Annotated in this window: 14 protein-coding genes; 3 read left to right on the forward strand and 11 right to left on the reverse strand. The window is 70.9% G+C overall.

The features are described 5' to 3' along the window. Positions 1-93: 93 nt before the first annotated feature. A complete protein-coding gene (locus tag ACZ619_RS35600) occupies positions 94-642 on the reverse strand; it encodes an isochorismatase family protein (protein WP_469608050.1) in 549 nt (182 codons plus the stop codon). 54 nt (positions 643-696) lie between these two features. On the opposite strand from ACZ619_RS35600, the gene ACZ619_RS35605 reads away from it, so the two are divergent. Further along, positions 697-1,263, forward strand: a complete 567-nt coding sequence (locus ACZ619_RS35605; RefSeq protein ID WP_469608052.1) for a GNAT family N-acetyltransferase — start codon at positions 697-699, stop codon at positions 1,261-1,263. Here ACZ619_RS35605 and ACZ619_RS35610 read toward each other — a convergent pair. The 10 genes from ACZ619_RS35610 to ACZ619_RS35655 all read right to left on the reverse strand — a co-directional run bounded on the left by ACZ619_RS35610 (position 1,260) and on the right by ACZ619_RS35655 (position 12,936). Next, the gene (locus ACZ619_RS35610) at positions 1,260-2,828 is read right to left on the reverse strand and encodes a type IV secretory system conjugative DNA transfer family protein (protein WP_469608054.1); all 1,569 of its coding nucleotides are present in this window, start codon (positions 2,826-2,828) and stop codon (positions 1,260-1,262) included. The two genes, ACZ619_RS35605 and ACZ619_RS35610, sit on opposite strands and share 4 nt — an antisense overlap. Positions 2,829-2,840: 12 nt before the next feature. Then, positions 2,841-4,256, reverse strand: a complete 1,416-nt coding sequence (locus ACZ619_RS35615; RefSeq protein ID WP_469608056.1) for an ATP-binding protein — start codon at positions 4,254-4,256, stop codon at positions 2,841-2,843. A gap of 14 nt (positions 4,257-4,270) precedes the next feature. Continuing rightward, positions 4,271-5,830, reverse strand: coding sequence for an SCO6880 family protein (locus tag ACZ619_RS35620; protein ID WP_469608059.1), 1,560 nt, complete (start codon positions 5,828-5,830; stop codon positions 4,271-4,273). Beyond that, complete coding sequence (locus ACZ619_RS35625; protein ID WP_469608061.1) at positions 5,827-7,182, reverse strand: hypothetical protein; 1,356 nt, start codon at positions 7,180-7,182, stop codon at positions 5,827-5,829. The genes ACZ619_RS35620 and ACZ619_RS35625 overlap by 4 nt, the downstream gene beginning before the upstream one ends. Beyond that, on the reverse strand, positions 7,172-7,996 hold the full coding sequence (locus tag ACZ619_RS35630; protein ID WP_469608063.1) for a DUF8175 domain-containg protein: 825 nt from the start codon (positions 7,994-7,996) through the stop codon (positions 7,172-7,174). The genes ACZ619_RS35625 and ACZ619_RS35630 overlap by 11 nt, the downstream gene beginning before the upstream one ends. 141 nt (positions 7,997-8,137) lie before the next feature. After that, on the reverse strand, positions 8,138-8,446 hold the full coding sequence (locus tag ACZ619_RS35635; RefSeq protein WP_046732870.1) for a hypothetical protein: 309 nt from the start codon (positions 8,444-8,446) through the stop codon (positions 8,138-8,140). A gap of 351 nt (positions 8,447-8,797) precedes the next feature. Further along, positions 8,798-10,105, reverse strand: coding sequence for a S53 family peptidase (locus ACZ619_RS35640; protein WP_469608066.1), 1,308 nt, complete (start codon positions 10,103-10,105; stop codon positions 8,798-8,800). A 406-nt stretch (positions 10,106-10,511) separates the two neighbouring features. Next, positions 10,512-11,897, reverse strand: coding sequence for a S53 family peptidase (locus tag ACZ619_RS35645; RefSeq protein WP_469608069.1), 1,386 nt, complete (start codon positions 11,895-11,897; stop codon positions 10,512-10,514). 290 nt (positions 11,898-12,187) lie between these two features. Further along, positions 12,188-12,790: a TetR/AcrR family transcriptional regulator gene (locus ACZ619_RS35650; RefSeq protein WP_469608071.1), complete on the reverse strand. Its 603-nt coding sequence runs from the start codon at positions 12,788-12,790 to the stop codon at positions 12,188-12,190. Beyond that, complete coding sequence (locus ACZ619_RS35655; RefSeq protein WP_469608074.1) at positions 12,787-12,936, reverse strand: hypothetical protein; 150 nt, start codon at positions 12,934-12,936, stop codon at positions 12,787-12,789. Before ACZ619_RS35655 ends, ACZ619_RS35650 begins: the two co-directional genes overlap by 4 nt. Between ACZ619_RS35655 and ACZ619_RS35660 the strand changes: the two genes are divergently transcribed. Next, positions 12,935-13,843: an oxidoreductase gene (locus ACZ619_RS35660; protein WP_469608077.1), complete on the forward strand. Its 909-nt coding sequence runs from the start codon at positions 12,935-12,937 to the stop codon at positions 13,841-13,843. The genes ACZ619_RS35655 and ACZ619_RS35660 overlap by 2 nt on opposite strands. A 111-nt stretch (positions 13,844-13,954) precedes the next feature. Further along, positions 13,955-14,722, forward strand: a complete 768-nt coding sequence (locus tag ACZ619_RS35665; protein ID WP_469608080.1) for an SDR family oxidoreductase — start codon at positions 13,955-13,957, stop codon at positions 14,720-14,722. Positions 14,723-14,812 lie beyond the last annotated feature (90 nt).

Here is a 14,812-nt window from a genome sequence, read left to right on the forward strand (position 1 = left end):
ATGGTACTGCAGGGGGGACCCTGTGGGAGAGTAGGACGCCGCCGAACAAATATTGGGAAAACCCCCGCATCTTTGATGCGGGGGTTTTCTGCGTTAAAAGGCGATGTCCGCCGTTTTCACGGTGCCGCCCTTGCGGCCCGGGGCCTCCTGCCACTGCCAGTACAGGTTGGTGTGCGAGATGACCTGCTGCGGGGCCGGCGCTCCGTACTGCGTGAGGTCCTCCGTGGTGTGGGCGTCCCCGACCAGCGTCGCGTCGTAGCCGCGGACCATCGCGCCGTGCAGGGTGGAGCGGACGCAGGCATCGGTCTGGGCCCCCGTCACCACCACGCGGCCCACACCGCGTGCGGCGAGGAGGGACTCCAGCTCGGTGTCCTCGAAGGAGTCTCCGTAGCGCTTGTGGACGAGGGGCTCGGTGTCCTCGCGGACCAGTTCAGGGACCCACTGCCAGGGCGCGGAGTCCGGCTTCAGTTCGTCGCTGGAGTGCTGGACCCAGACCACAGGGACCGCCTCCGAGCGGGCCTTGGCGAGCAGGGTGTTGATGTTGGCGATGACTTCGTCGCGGTTGTGGGACTGGTCCACCACCCCGTTCTGCACATCCACGATCAGCAGTGCCGTGTTAGGGCGGTTCGGTAGAGACGTCATGACGACCACCGTAGGCGGAGGCACTGACAACCGCGTCCGCCTACGGTGGTCGTCATGACGGCGACGAACAGCGGTGATTACGTGATCCGGGCCATACGCGCCGACGAGTGGGAGGACGCCAGGCGGCTCCGGCTGGCCGCGCTGCGGGACCCCGTGGCGGGCATCGCCTTCCTGGAGACCTACGAGGACGCCGTGGACCGGCCGGCCTCCTTCTACCGGGAGCGGGCGGAGCGGTCGGCCGCGGAGCACGGCGACGCGCGCCAGTTCATCGCCGAGGCGCCGGACGGCGCGTGGGCCGGGACGCTGACCGTGCTGGTGGAGGAGGCCGGGTCGAAGGACTGGGCCGGCTGTCCGGTCGAACGTCGGCAGGGGCATGTCGTCGGGGTGTTCGTACGGCCCGAGCACCGCGGGCACGGGCTGATCGAGGCGCTGCTCGACGCAGGTGCGGCGTGGGCGCGGCAGCGGGACGCCGAGCGGGTGCGGCTGCTCGTCCACGAGGAGAACGCACGGGCTCAGGGGGCGTACCGCAAGGCGGGGTTCGTGCCGAGCGGGGTGACCGTGGAACTCGAAGGGGACTCGGGGAAGCGGGAGTTCGAGTACGTGCTGGAGTGGTCCGCCTAGACCGGGAGTTCCTGGTGCGGCCAGCGGGCGCGGGCCTGTTCGCGGGAGCGGAGCAGGGCGAGGGTGGGCAGGCCCTGTGCGGTGCCCGCGGTGAGCAGGTCGGGGAGCTGGGGGAGCGGGGCCACGGCCGCCACGTCGTCCAGGACCAGGGTCAGTGGTGGGTCGAGCCGACCGGAGGATGACCGTTCGGCCATGCGCCGGCCGCGCTCGACCACGCTGGAGGCGAGAGCCGTCAGGAGGGGCATCGCGCCGGGGTTGGTCCGGGGGTCCTCGATGGATTCACCGACCACATAAAGCGTGCCCCCTTCGGCCACGAAGGAATCCAGGGCGAGGGCATCGGATCGGTTGGGTGTGCAGGCCTCGCGGATGTTGACCGTGAAGAGGGCGGCGAGCGCGCGGGCCGTCAACTCCTGTGCGATGTCCCGGCGTTCCGGGTGGGAGGTGAGGGCGGCCTCCAGTTCGCCGGCCGCGCCCGGGGCCGCCTTCTGGTGGGTGCGCAGGGTGCGTACGGCGTCCTGGACGCCGGTGCCCTGGGTCCAGCGGTGGACGTGGCGGATCGTGCGGTTCTCCAGCGCGGCGGCGTGCAGGTAGCTGCGCAGGAGCGTCTCGGCCGTGTCGGTGACCGCCTGGTCGATCTTCGCGGTGGGCTTCACGGGGGTGAGCAGGGCCCGGGCGCGGTGGACCGCGGTCTGCCTGTCCGCGCAGCCGGCGGTGGGCGACCAGTGGAAGCGGGCCGGGGTGTCGCAGCGGTGGTTCGGGTCGTAGAGGAGGACGGGGCCGAGTTTGGCCCTGGCGTCCTTGGTCTCCGACCACAGGGCGGGGTTCGAGGTGACGACCAGGGCGGGGCCGGACGCGTCGCGGATGGCCTGGGCCGCGGTCTCCCGGCGGCTCTCCCCGGGGGCGATGTGGATTCTCGCCCGACCGCCCACGCCCGGGCCTTCGCCCACGCCTTCGCCCACGGGGGTGGAGCGGGCGTAGAAGCCGGTGGGGTGGGCGGGGTTCTCGACGGGCGGGGCGGCCGGGACCGCCGGGGCCGGGCTCGGGACGGTCATGGGGGCCGTCTCCTGCACGGCTGCGGCCGGTTCCGTCGCTGCCGTCGTCGCTGCTGCCCCCGTCGCCCTCGTGGGGGCCGTGCGGGCCTCCGGTACTCCGGCGGGGTCTGCCGTGGCCGTTCCGGCCTTCGTGGCGGCTCTCCGGGCCCTCCGTGCGGCCCGCCACCGGGCCACCGTGCCCAGGACGAACACGGTGAGGACGACCAGGATCATCAACTGGCCGATGAACAGGCCCCAGAACAGTCCCCATCCCGGCAGCCGGTCCGCCGGGGTGTCCGGCCAGGCGCCCGGGACGTCGTGCGGTGAGCCGACGAGGTGGCGCATGGCGACGGGGGTGTGGGAGAGGCTGACCGTCGACGGCCAGGAGCCGTGCGCGAACGAGGCCGCCAGTCCCGTCGCCGTCCACACCAGGGCGGTGATGCCGAGGAGGAACCCGAGTATGCCGATGAGCAGGCCGTCGGGGATCCCGCCGCCACCCTGGTGCTCGCGCTCCTGCCGAGGGTCCGGTCTCATGGACGGGCCTTCCTACGCCACCGTCGATTCGGAGTCGCCGAGGTGCTGCTCCACGAAGGCCGCCGCCCGCTGCTCCGCCTCCAGCTCGGCGGCGCGCAGGGCGTCGTCGACGTCGGACACGTCGGTGGACGACTCGGTCATCGCGCGGTCCGTGAACACGAGCGGCCGTTCCGTCTCCGTGACGAGGTGTTTGACGACCTGGACGTTGCCGTTGACGTCCCAGACCGCGATGCCGGGGGTCAGGGTCGGGATGATCTCGACCGCCCAGCGGGGCAGGCCGAGGACCCGGCCGGTGGCCCTGGCCTCGTCCGCCTTCTGGGCGTAGATCGTCCGTGTCGAGGCCATCTTGAGGATCGCGGCGGCCTCCTTCGCCGCCGCGCCGTCGACCACGTCGGAGAGATGGTGCACCACCGCCACGAAGGACAGGCCGAGCCGTCGGCCGAACTTCAGCAGCCGCTGGAACAGCTGGGCCACGAAGGGGCTGGCGATGATGTGCCAGGCCTCCTCCACCAGGAAGATGCGCTTCTTGCGGTCCGGGCGGATCCAGGTGTGCTCCAGCCACACGCCGACGATCGCCATCAGGATGGGCATGGCGATGGAGTTGCGGTCGATGTGGGAGAGGTCGAAGACGATGAGCGGGGCGTCGAGGTCGATGCCGACCGTCGTGGGGCCGTCGAACATGCCGCGCAGGTCACCGTCGACCAGGCGGTCGATGACCAGCGCCACGTCCAGGCCCCAGGCCCGTACGTCGTCTATGGCGACGTTCATCGCCTCGGCCGACTCCGGTTCGGGGTGGCGCAGTTGTTCGACGATGTCGGTCAGGACCGGCTGGCGGTCCAGGATCGTCTCGTTGACGTAGGAGTGCGCGACCTTGAGGGCGAAGCCGGAGCGTTCGTCGAGGCCGTGGCCCATGGCCACTTCGATGATCGTCCGCAGAAGGGCCAGCTGCCCGGTGGTGGTGATCGACGGGTCCAGCGGGTTCAGCCGGATTCCGTGGTCCAGGGCCGCCATCGGGTCCAGGCGGATGGGAGTTATCCCCAGCTCCTCCGCGATGAGGTTCCATTCGCCGACGCCGTCCTCGCCCTGGGCGTCCAGGACGACGACCTGGCGGTCGCGGAAGCGCAGCTGCCGCAGGACGTAGGTCTTCTCCAGGGCCGACTTGCCGTTGCCGGACTCGCCGAGGACCAGCCAGTGCGGGGCCGGGAGCTGCTGGCCGTAGAGCTGGAAGGGGTCGTAGATGTAGCCCTTGCCGGAGTACACCTCGCGGCCGATGATCACGCCGGAGTCGCCCAGGCCGGGGGCGGCCGTGGGCAGGTAGACCGCCTGGGCCTGGCCGGTGGAGGTGCGGACGGGTGAGCGGGTCGTCTCGACCTTCCCGAAGAGGAAGGCCGTGAAGGCTTCGGTGAAGACGGACAGCGGGTCCCTCATCAGCGCATCAGCCTCTACCTTCGGATTCCGGTGGCGAAGGGAAGTGTGTTCACGAAGGCGCGGTGGTGCTCACGGTCGCACCACTCCAGCTTGAGGTACGACTTTCCGGCCGACGCCCTTATCGTGCGCTTGTCGCGGTTCAGGGCCTCCGGGGAGCGGGAGGAGACCGTGATGTAGCCGACCAGGTTGACGCCGGCGGCGCCGCTGGCCAGGTCCTCGCCGCGCTGGTCGAGGCGGTTGTGGGCGGCGATGTCGCGGGGGTCGACGGTCCGGTTCATCTTGGCCGCGCGGGAGGCCTCGGCCTCGTCGTTGGTCTTCTCCGTGAGCATGCGCTCGATGGCGACCTCGGTGGGTTCGAGGTCCATCGTCACGGCGACCGTGCGGATGACGTCCGGGGTGTGGACCAGGAGCGGGGCCAGGAAGTTGACGCCGACCGGGGTCATCGGCCACTCCTTCACCCAGGCCGTGGCGTGGCACCAGGGCTCGCGGGTGGCGGACTCGCGGGTCTTCGCCTGGAGGAACGTCGGTTCCATGGCGTCCAGTTCGGCCGGCCAGGCGTTGCGCTGGGTCATCGCCTGGATGTGGTCGATGGGGTGGTCCGGGTCGTACATGGAGTGGACGAGGGAGGCGAGGCGGCCCTGGCCGAGGGGCTGTCGTACGCGGATGTCCGCCTCCTGGAGGCGGGAGCAGATGTCGGTGAGTTCGCGGGCCATGACGACGGCGAGACCGGCGTCGCGGTCCAGCTTGCGGCCGGCCTGGGGGCGGGCGGCGCGGGCCATCGCCTGGGCCTCGGCGGCGAGTTCGCGGGAGTAGTGCATGCAGGCGACGAGGTACGCGCGGTGCTGCTCGCTGCTGGTGGAGACCATGGACTGGAGCTGGTCGTAGGACTGTGCCAGCCAGCCCGGGGCCTTCTCGTCGCCGCGCTGGGCGACGTCCTTGGCGTGGGCGTCGGGGTCGGCGGGGAGGGTGCGGGCGAGCATCTGGAGGCGGGTGACGAAGCCGTCGCCGTTCGCCACGTGCTTGAGGAGGGTGCCGAAGCGGTCGACGAGGGCTTCCTGGTCCTCGGAGTCGCGCAGGCCGACGCCGGGGCCCTCGATCTCGATGGCGGCGGTCACCGTCCTGCGGTCGGCGTGCAGCAGTACGGCGATCTCGTCCGGGCCGAAGGGCGCGGCGAGCCAGCTGATGCGGCCGATGCCGGGCGGGGGTCCGATCTCGACCTCGCGGCCGTCGATCCGGGTGCCGGCCTCGGCGGCGGTGGAGCGGTAGACCGTGCCGTTGCGCAGGGTGCGCTTGTAACTGCGGTTGATCTCGAACCACTTGTAGAACGTGCGGCGCTTGTACGGCACGTAGACCGCGGCGAGCGCGAGCAGCGGGAAGCCCATGAGCAGCACGATGCGCAGGGACAGGACGGGGACGAGGAGCCCGCACATCATGCCGAGGAACGCGCCGACGATGATCAGCCCGATCTCGCCTGACTCACGGTTCCTGCCGACGATCGCGTTCGGCCGGGCGCGGCCGATGAGATACGTACGGCGGGGCGTGAGTGGATGGGACAGGTGGGACTCGGTCGTCAACGCCCTTCACCTCCCGAGCTGTTGTTGCGGGTGTTGCTTGCGTGCGGGGTGTTCGCCGGGCTGGGGGCCCGGGGTGCGGGTGCGGCGGAGGGGACAGATCCGCCGCCACCACCGTTCGGGGTGCGCGTGCTGTGCGCGGCGACGCCGCCCGAGGCGGGGTTGGACGGGCGGGCGCCGGAGGAGGCGGCGGCGGATCCGCCGCCGCCGTTGTTGTCGGCGCGGGCGCTGTGCGTCCTGATGCCCTGGGCGACCAGGTTGGCGGGGCTGCTGATGACGGCGGCGGCCTTGCCCTCGGCGCCCTGCATGATGCGGTTGTTGCGGCCGCCCGCGATTTCGTCGCCGAAGCCGGGGACGAAGCGGTAGATCATCGCGCTGGCGAAGATGGCGAGCAGGATGATGGCGAGGCCGGAGACGACGGCGGAGAAGGAGTCGGGGCCGCCGTCGGAGGACAGCGCGCCGGCGAGGCCGAGGACGATGACGATGACGGGCTTCACCAGGATGACGGCGATCATGATGCCGGCCCAGCGGCGGACGTGGCCCCACAGGTTCTTGTCGACGAGGCCGGCGTAGACGACGGTGCCGAGGAGGGCGCCGACGTAGAGGAGGGCGGCCCTGATGACGAGCTCCAGCCAGAGGACGCCGGCGGCGAGGATGCTGACCAGGGAGACGACGATCAGCATGATCGGGCCGCCGCCGATGTCGTCGCCCTTGCTGAGGGCGCCGGAGAAGGTGCCGAAGAACGTGTCCGTCTGGTTGCCGGTGGTCTTCGCGAGGACGTCGGTGACGCCGTCGGTGGCCGAGACGACGGTGTAGAGGATCAGGGGGGTGAAGGCGGAGGCCAGGACGGTGAGCCAGAGGAAGCCGACGGCCTCCGAGATGGCGGTGGTGAGGGGGACGCCTCGTACCGCCCGCTTGGCCACGGCCAGCAGCCACAGCAGCAGCGTCAGGATCGTCGACGCGGCGAACACCACGGCGTACTGCTGGAGGAACTTCTCGTTGGTGAAGTCGACGTTGGCCGTCTCCTTCACGGCCCCGCTGAGCTTGTCGATGGTCCACGACGCGGCTTTGGCACAGCCCTGCGCGAGGGAGGAGAGGGGGTCGAGGGTGGTGGTGAGGGGGTCCGTGGTGGACCCGCCGCTGCCGCCGTTGTTCGTACCGCTCTCGCAGAGTTGCAGGGAGGGGCCGGTCATTCCGGCGCAGTTGCCGCTGCTCGCCGTGGCCGACGGGCTCGCGGAAGGGGACGGGCTCGGTGAGGGCGCCGCCAGGGCGTTGGCGGCCAGGAGGACGAGGGAGGCCTGTACGGAGGCCACCAGGGCGGTGAGCTTGAGCGCACGGTGCTGGCTAGCGGGCATAGGTGAACCCTCCGAACTCCTTGACCGCCTTGCCGATCTCGTCGGACCCGGAGACGGGGTTGTCGCCGGTGACCGGGGTCGGGCCGGTCTTCTGGCTGGACTCGAGGACCTTCCAGTCGCCGCCGCTCCAGTTCAGCTTCATGGTGACGGTGAACCAGTTGCTGGTGACGGGGTTGGTCGAGGTCTCGCCAGCCATGCCGAACAGGCCGTTGCACCACACCTCGACCGTTGCTGCGCTGTTGCTGTAGGACGTGACCTTGGTGCCGGCCGGCAGAGTGCGGTTGACGAAGGTGCTGCCCTGGGGTGCCGTGCCGTCGGTGTTGAGCCCGGCCTTCTTCAGGAGCGCGGCCGAGTAGTCGTTGTCGAAGCCGGACTGCATGCCGTCCGCGACGCTCGGGTCGGCGACGGTCTGCACGATGGCATGGCGCTTGTCCGTGATGAACATGCCGTCTGAGCCCAGGGCCATCGAGTAGTTGGCCGCCGCGCTCTGGGCTCCCTGTTGGGTGTGGGCGAAGCCGGAGGGGATTCCTGTTGATTTGGTTTCCACCGGTTTGGTGCCGGTGGCGGCGGTGGTGGAGGTGGTCGGCCGGGAGTCGTTGCCGTCCGCGGTGGTGGCCGTGGACGGGTCGCTGCCGTCACCTCTGTTCGCGAAGGCGATCGCCGCGATGAGGAGGACGACCACACCGACGACCGTGACCAGGCTCCGGGACGAGGAGCGGCCGCCGCGGCGGGACGCGCCGCCGTACGGATCGTCGGGAAGTCGTGTGCGGGTGTGGCCCGTCTCCGGGTAGCCGGGCTCGTCTCCGAGGCTCATGCCGCGTATGCCCCCTCCACGTCGTACCGGAACGCGTAGGAGTACGACGGTAGCCGTGCTGGTTCCCGCGCGGGCGCGGTGTTATGACTCGACATCAGGGAGACGCAACCTCGGAGCGGGGAGGAGAGAGGTTTCAGGCGGCTATACGGCCATGCCGTACACGATGGTGAACAAGGTGCCGAGGGAGCCGATGATGAAGACTCCGGTCAGTCCGGCGATGATGAGGCCCTTGCCCTGCTCGGCACTGAAGGTGTCCCGGAGGGCCGTGGCGCCGATGCGCTGTTTGGCGGCACCCCAGACGGCGATGCCGAGGCAGATCAGGATGGCTACGGCCATGACCACCTGGATCATCGTCTTCGCCTCGTTGCCCAGGCTGCCGAAAGGCCCCCAGTCCGGAGCGATTCCGCCGATGATGGTGTTGATGTCTCCCTTGTCGGCCGCGTAGAACATGTAAGTCACCGCCCCTGGTGGGTAGTTCCGATCGCCTCTGCCGGGTGCAGAGGTCACTGCTCATTCTCGCCGACAACGTCGCCGGAGTATGTCGACTTGACGTCATTGATTGGCGGGTTTCGTACGAAGGGTACGTACGGTCACTCTGTGTATCACGGCAGGTCACGCCGGGCAATGAGGCCTGAGCGGAACCTGTGGTGTGGTTCCGTCGTTGACCCCTCTTGCGTCCTGGCAGGGTTTTTGACGGCCAGTCGGGTGAACGCCACCGATCCGATGTTCTCATGACGAACGGGCCGCGGCTGGTTGCCGCGACCCGTGCGAGACGTGCGCCGGACTTGAGCTGGTGTCCGACTAGTTGGCGAAGGCCGAGATGCCCTCGGGGGTGCCCCAGCCGGTCGGACCGTCGTAGCCGGTCGTGGCGGTGCAGAAGTACGAGGTCGAGCAGGAGCCGTTGTAGCCGCTCGTCACGTCGTTGAGGGACGAGGTGCCCGCGTAGTCGTAGGGGTACTGGGCCGGGTAGGTGCCGCTGGCCGGGGTGCCGGCGAGGGCGTAGACGCCGGCGATGATCGGCGCGGAGACGCTGGTGCCGCCGAAGGTGTACCAGCCGGCGGTGACGCCGTAGGAGTCGTAGACGGAGACGCCGGTGGCCGGGTCGGCGACCGCGGAGACGTCGGACTCCATGCGCTTGGTGCAGCCGGTGTCGGTCTGCCAGCTGGGCTTGGCGTCGTAGGAGGAGCAGCCGGAGCCGGTGCCCTCGGAGCTGGAGGTGCGCCAGACGGTCTCGGTCCAGCCGCGGGTGGTGGAGGAGGTGGACAGCTTGGTGCCGCCGACCGCGGTCACGTACTGGGAGGTCGCCGGGTACTCGGCGCCGTAGCCGCTGTCACCGGAGGAGACGGTGATGGCCACGCCCGCGTGCTTGTAGTACGAGGTGTCGTACGTCGTCTGCGAGGAGGACTCGGAGCCGCCGTAGCTGTTGGAGACGAACTTGGCGCCGAGGGTGACGGCCTCGTTCTCGGCGGTGCCGAGGTTGGCGTAGCTGGCGCTGGTGGCCTCGACGAGCAGGATGTTGCACAGCGGGCAGATGGCGGAGGCCATGTCGAGGTCGAGGGAGATCTCCTCGGACCAGCCGGCGTCGGACGAGGGCAGCGAGGTGGTGGAGCCGGTCTGGGAGACCTTCTTGAAGCAGCCGTTGGCCGTGGTGCAGGCGGACAGGCCGTAGTACGAGCGGTAGGTCGCGAGGTCGGACTCGGCGTTCGGGTCGTTGTACGCGTCGACGATCGCGATCGTCTCGCCGGAGCCGTTGGAGGCGGCGGCGGAGGTCAGGCCGTAGGCCGACAGGAGGTTGGTCGGGCTGTAGCCGGACGGGGTCGAGGCGTCGGCGGCCTTGGGGGTGATGCCCGTCTTCGCGGCCTGCTGCTTCTGGAAGGCGGTCAGGCCGCCGGTGACACGGTAGGACTTGCAGGTGAGGTCGCCCGTGTGCCTGGGGGTGGCACAGGGGGTGGCGACGTAGGTCACCTTGCTGGACGCGGTGGCGGCCGCGTCGGCCTGGACGGCGGTTCCGAAGCCGGCGAACACCAATGCCGCGGTGGCGGCGACGGCGGTGCCCAGTCGGCGCCAACCGCGGCGCAACGATGATCTGTTGGGGGGAGTGGAACGCATGCGTGCAGCCTCCTGATGTTCCTGAATGGGGTGGAACAGTTCGAACAGGGGCGGTGCGGGTGCGATCTGGTGCGTTCCGCCGGTACGGGTTCCCCGGCGGTGGGGCGGCGGCCCGCGAAGAGAATCCTTTGTTGAGTACGCGACAACAAGGGGCTCAGGGAATCCTGACTTCCGCATTGCCCAACGGGGCCTTCGCGTGACCCGTCGATGGCCGCCCGTTGTCTTGCGGGTGACGTTCGCTTGACCCGACTCACAGGAACTTCACGGGAGTTGCCAAGGTGCGAAGAACGGGCCACGGCCGGATGCCGTGGCCCGTTCCTCTTGCGCCGCCGCCGAGGGGACCCCACGTCCCCCTCACGGTGGCGGCTCCCCGTGACCCGACGGGGAGGTCCTGCGGTGCGAGGGGTCAGCCGGTGAAGGCGTCGGTCCCCTCGGGGGTGCCCCAGCCGGTCGGGCCGTCGTAGCCGGACTCGGCGGTGCAGAGGTACGCGGTCGAGCAGGAGCCGTTGTTGCCGCTCGTCACGTCGTTGAGGGCGGAGGTGCCGGCCGCCGTGTACGGGTACTGGGCCGGGTAGTCGCTGCTGCCCGGGGTGCCGGCCAGGGCGTAGACCGAGGCGATCAGCGGCGCGGAGGCGCTGGTGCCGCCGTAGGTGTTCCAGCCGGTGCCGTCGTCGCCGTAGGAGTCGTAGACGGAGACGCCGGTGGCCGGGTCGGCGACCGCGGAGACGTCGGAGATCGTGCGCTTGGTGCAGCCGGTGTCGGTCTGCCAGCTGGGCTTGGCGTCGTAGGAGGAGCAGCCGGAGCCGGTGCCCTCCGTGCTCGACGTCTTCCAGACGCTCTCGGTCCAGCCGCGGCTGTTGGAGGAGGTGGACAGCTTGGTGCCGCCGACGGCGGTCACGTAGCGGGAGGCGGCCGGGTACTCGGCGCCGTAGCCCTCGTCACCGGCGCTGGCCGTGATGGCCACGCCCGCGTGCTTGTAGTACGAGGTGTCGTACGTCGTGTCCGACGACGACTCGCTGCCGCCGTAGCTGTTGGAGACGAACCTGGCGCCCAGCTTGACCGCCTCGTTCACCGCGGTGCCCAGGTTGGCGTCGCTCGCGGACTTCGCCTCGACCAGCAGGATGTCGCAGTTCGGGCAGGTCGCGCTGATCATGTCGAGGTCGAGCGACTCCTCGCCGGCCCAGCCGCTGTCGGCGGAGGGCAGCGAGGTGGTGGAGCCGGTCTGGGAGACCTTGGTGAAGCAGCCGTTGTCGGTGGTGCAGTCCGACAGGCCGTAGTACGAGCGGTAGGTCGCCAGGTCCGCCTCGGCGTTCGGGTCGTCGTAGGCGTCGACGACGGCGACGGTCTCGCCGGAGCCGTCGGAGGCGGCGGCGGAGGCCAGGCCGTAGGCCGACTGGATGTCCGTGGGGCCGTATCCGGTGGGGGAGTCGGAGGCGGCGTCCGGCTGCACGGTCCTGGGGGCGAGGCCCTTGAGGGCGGCCTGCCTCTCCATGAAGGCGGTGGTGCCGCCGGTGACCCGGAGGGCGTTGCAGGCGGCGAAGCCCTTCTTCGGGGTGGCGCCGCAGCCGGCCTTCTCGTACCGCACATGGGCCTTGGCCACCTGCGCGGCGACCGCCCTGGCACTGGCCCTGTGGGCCGTGGCCGGGGCCGGGGCCGTGGTCGGGGTGGCTGCGTCGGCGGTGGCGGCGGTGCCGAGACCGGCGGCCAGCAGTGCCGCGGTGGCCGCGGCGGCGGAGCCTATGAGGCGCCATCTGCCGGTCGGGTGGGGGGAACGGGGGGTGGGCGTACGCAACGTACAGCCTCCTGGGGAAGGTGGGCAGAGGCCTGCGGGTGGGGGGCCACCGGTGTGGTTGCCGGTGGGGGCGGCGGCCCGCGACGACCATCCCCTTGTTGGGTACGCGACAACAAGACAGCTTTCGGAATCCTGACTTCCGCGTTACTGAAGCACGGGAAGGGCTTACTGATCATTGGCGGCCGGATGGCCGGAAGTTGGGGTTCGGTTGACCCGAAGCCCCGCCGCCGCGGGGCTCAATGCGTGTTGATCGGGGCGTATCGCGGTGCCCCGGGCGGGAGTTGGCGCGGTCAGCGGGGCTTGAGCCCGTGCAGCATCAGGTGGACGTGCTCGTCCAGGCCGGCCAGCGTCGCGTCCGGCGGGAGGGTGCCGTTGGACGCCATCGCGGCGAGGCCGTGGATGCCGGCCGCGGCCACGAGGGTGAGGCGCTCCGGGTCGCCCTCGACGATCTCACCGCGTTGCTGGGCGTCGGCGATCAGGCGCACGAAGGAGCACAGCGAGAGCTCGACCGCGGCGGCCAGTTCGGCGCCGATGCCGGGGTCGTGCTTGCGGGAGTGCATCAGCTCCAGCAGCTCGGGGTTGTCGACGGCGAAGGTGACGTAGGCGCGGGCGAGCGAGGCGATGCGCGGCCCGAGTGCGGCGTCGGGGAGGTCGGCCGCGGCCAGGGACTGGTTCAGCCGGTCGTAGCCGCTGAGCGCCAGCGCGTCCAGCAGGGCCTGCTTGTCCTTGAAGTGCCGGCCGGGGGCGGCGTGGCTGACGCCGGTGTCGCGGGCCAGTTCACGCAGGGACAGTGCGGCGGTGCCCTTCTCGCGCAGGGTGCGCTCGGCGCTGCCGAGCAGGGCGGCGCGCAGGTCTCCGTGGTGGTAGGGGCGGCTTTGCGGCATGGGCGTCATCGTAACCCGATGTAGCCGCTGTCAGCTTTGTAGTCACCGACACCTTTGTGGTCGCCGACACCTTTGTAGACGCTGACACCTTTGTTGTCGCCGTCATCTTTGTTGTCATTGACAGCATTGTTGTCGGCGTCTACATTGGCGGGCATGGCTGAGAAGACGCACGACTGGAACCTCTCCGATCTCCCCGACCTCGCCGGCCGTACGGCCGTGGTCACCGGTGCCAACAGCGGCCTCGGCCTCGCCACGGCGGAGGCGCTGGCCGGGGCGGGCGCGCACGTGGTGTTCGCGGTACGGGACCCGGAGCGGGGCCGCGCCGCCGCGGCGCGGGTCCCCGGCAGCACCGAGGTGCGCCGCCTGGACCTGGCGGACCTCTCCTCGGTGCGGGAGTTCGCCGCGGGCTGGCAGGGCCCGCTGGACCTGCTGGTCAACAACGCGGGCGTGATGATGCTCCCCGAGCAGCGCACCCGGGACGGCTTCGAGATGCAGTTCGGCACGAACCACCTCGGCCACTTCGCGCTCACCAACCTGCTGCTGCCGCACCTCACGGACCGCGTGGTGACGGTCTCCTCGGGCCTGCACCGCGGCGGCGACGGGGTGATCTGCTTCGACGACGTGAACCTGCGCGGCCGTTACAGCCCCACCCGCGCCTACGCCCAGTCCAAGCTGGCCAACCTGCTGTTCACGCTGGAGCTCCAGCGCCGCCTCTCCGAGGCCGGCTCCCGTGTCCGGGCCCTCGCGGCGCACCCCGGCTGGGCGGCGACCAACCTCCAGAGCCACCACGCGAACCCGCTGGCCCGGCTGGGCCTGGCGGTCGGCAACCGGCTGCTGGCCCAGGATGAGCGGGCGGGCGCCCTGCCCACGCTGTACGCGGCGACCGAGGACCTGCCGGGCGCCGGCTACGCGGGCCCGGGCGGGACGGGCGGGATGCGGGGCGCGCCGACGCTGGTCGGGCGCAGCGCGGCGGCGAGCGACCCGGCGGCCGCCCGCCGGCTGTGGACGCTGTCGGAGGAGATGACGGGGGTGCGGTGGGCGCTCGCGGTGGACGTCCTGTGAATACCGGGGGCGAGTGAAAGCCCAGGTGGTGGACGCCGGGCCGGGTCGCCCCCGGACCCGGATACGGTGGGCGGACAGGACGGATACGACGGCTTCGCAGGAGGTGGCCGCATGGGCGCCGGTGCCGTGGACTTCACCCTCACCGGGCGTACGGCCCTGGTGACCGGCTCCGTGCGGGGGCTGGGCCTGGAGATGGCGCGGGGTCTGGCGGGGGCCGGCGCGCGCGTGGTCCTCAACGGCCGGGACGCGGCGGCGCTGGAGGCGGTGGCCGCGGGCCTGCGGGACGAGGCCGGCCTGGACGTGACGGCGGCCGCCTTCGACGTCACCGACCGGGAGGCCGCCGAGGAGGCGGTGACCGGGCTCGGCGCGATCGACGTGCTGGTCAACAACGTGGGACACCGGGACCGGCGGGGCGTCGACGAGATGACGCCGGACGAGCTGTCCGCGATGCTCGACATCCATCTGACCTCGGCGTACGCCCTGAGCCAGACGGTCGCCCGGAGCCTGGCCGCACGCGGCACCGCGGGCCGCATCGTCAACGTCTCCTCCGTCGTCGGCCAGCTCGGCCGCATCGGCGACGTCGCGTACGCCACGGCGAAGGCGGGCCTGGACGGGCTGACCCGGGCGCTCGCCGCCGACCTGGGGCCCAGCGGCACGACCGTCAACTCGGTCGCCCCCGGCACCTTCGCCACCGACGTCAACGCGGAGCTGGCCCACGACCCGGAGTGGGGCCGCTGGCTGCACACCCGCACGGCCCTGGGCCGCTGGGGCCGCCCCGCCGAGATCGCCGGCATCGTCGTCTTTCTCGCGAGCGACGCGGCGTCCTTCATCACGGGCCAGACCATCGCCGTGGACGGCGGCATGACGACGACCTTCTGACCCCGGCCGCCGTGCGGTCGGCCGGGAGGCGGGTCCGCCGGGAGGTCGGTCGGCCGGGAGGGCGGTTCACAGGTAAAACTCAGTGAAGTC

The sequence above is a fragment of the Streptomyces sp. NPDC104367 genome, assembly GCF_055583825.1.